Origin of the sequence: Micromonospora sp. ATA51, from assembly GCF_016802855.1 — a bacterium.
GTDB classification, from domain to species: Bacteria; Actinomycetota; Actinomycetes; order Mycobacteriales; family Micromonosporaceae; genus Micromonospora; species Micromonospora sicca.
This window is the reverse complement of the sequence record NZ_JAEVHJ010000682.1, coordinates 1-1,150: the sequence shown is the minus strand read 5'-3', so window position 1 is coordinate 1,150 and position 1,150 is coordinate 1. Positions and strand designations below refer to the sequence as shown.

1 protein-coding gene is annotated in these 1,150 nt (G+C 77.1%); it reads left to right on the top strand.

The window, feature by feature from the left end:
- Positions 1-175: 175 nt before the first annotated feature.
- Positions 176-1,150, top strand: a 975-nt coding sequence (locus JNW87_RS38935) for a hypothetical protein (protein WP_238455493.1), incomplete at its 3' end; no start/stop codon positions are given.

The following is a 1,150-nucleotide window of genomic DNA, read 5'->3' as shown; positions in this document are numbered from 1 at the left end:
CTGGCCCGCTACCGCGCCCGCGCCGGTGCGGCGCTCGCCGCGATCAGCCTCGCGCTGGGATCTCCGCGGCGATCGTCGTCCGGCTCGGCGCCGCCGAGCACAGCGCCCGGCAGGCGGCGGCCTCGGCAACCTCACCGACGGTCAGCTCCTGGTCCGGATCGGCCGACCGGACCCGGTGATCCCGGAACGCACCCCGGCCCAGCTCGCCGCGGCGCAGGCGGGCGCCGAGGCGGTCCAGGCGGCCGTCGCGGCGACCACCGTGATCCCGCTGGACATGGCGGTGGTCACCGCGTACGCCGACGCGGGCCGGGAGGGTGGAGCTACCGGCCGTCCGGCCGTCGAGATCGGCGTCCCCGTCGTCGCCGGCCGGACGACGACGTCCCACCCGCTCTACGTGGTCAACCCCGGACTGCTGCGGCTCTACCAGGTGGCCGGTGCCTCGGTCGGTGCCGACACCGATGTGCTGACCGTGCGCGGCGGCCCGCTGGAGCTGGTGAACATTCCCGCCCGCGGGGTGCGGCCCGCCACAAAGCCACTGCCGGACCTCGGCTACTCGTCGCTGCCCAACTCGCTCATCACCGCCGGGGCGCTGGACCGCCACGGGTGGCAGCCGGCCCGGGTCGGCTGGTTCCTGGAGACCGACCACCCGCTCACCGAGCAGGAACTCGCGACGGCCCAGGGGCTGGCCGCCGGCGCCGGCCTGACCATCGAGTCCCGCCGTGAGCAGGCGTCCCTGTGCGACCTCCGGACGGGAGCGACGGTCGCCGGCGCGCTGCTGGCCCTCGGCGTGCTGGCCATGACCGTCGGTCTCATCCGGGCCGAGGTCGTCGGCGACATCCGCACGCTGACCGCGACGGGCGCGCCGAGGCGGGTGCGCCGCACGCTGACCGCCACCACCGCCGGCGCGCTCGCGCTGCTCGGCGCGTTCCTGGGCGTGGCCGGCGCCTACCTGGCGCTGGTCAGCGTCCTGCACCGCGACCTCGACGCGCTCCGCACCGTGCCGGTCGCCCACCTGGCCGCGACGACCGTCGGCTGCCGTTGCTCGCCACGATCGGGGGTTGGCTGCTCGCCGGCCGGCCAGCCCGGTCCTTCGCCCGCCGGGGCCTGGACTAGGCGCGGGCGGCCGGTCCGGCGTGGACCCCGCCCTGGC